Genomic DNA, 239 nt, shown 5'->3' with positions numbered 1-239 from the left:
GCCGCGTCGGCCCCTGCCGGCGCCGGGCCCGCGCGCAGATTGCGGTCCAGCGTCGCCCACTTGCCCGCCAGCACCGCCGCGCGCATCGCCTGCAAACGCGAGAGCACGCGCTGCTGCGCGGTTTCCTGCGCCACCCGCACCAGGGCGCCGTTGCGCCATTCGAACTGGTAGTAGGCCAGGGTGCGCGGAAACGGCAGCATGCACGCTTCCAATCCGTCGGCCCACAGGCGGCCGTCGCG

1 protein-coding gene is annotated in these 239 nt (G+C 74.1%); it reads right to left on the bottom strand.

The genetic code is table 11. From position 1 onward, the window contains the following. On the bottom strand, positions 1-200 hold a 200-nt coding region (locus tag HKX41_13260), incomplete at its 3' end, for a hypothetical protein (protein ID NNC25103.1). Positions 201-239 lie beyond the last annotated feature (39 nt).

It is taken from the genome of Salifodinibacter halophilus (genome assembly GCA_012999515.1).
Lineage (GTDB): Bacteria > Pseudomonadota > Gammaproteobacteria > Nevskiales > Salinisphaeraceae > Salifodinibacter > Salifodinibacter halophilus.
This window is presented reverse-complemented; position numbering and strand designations above follow the sequence as displayed.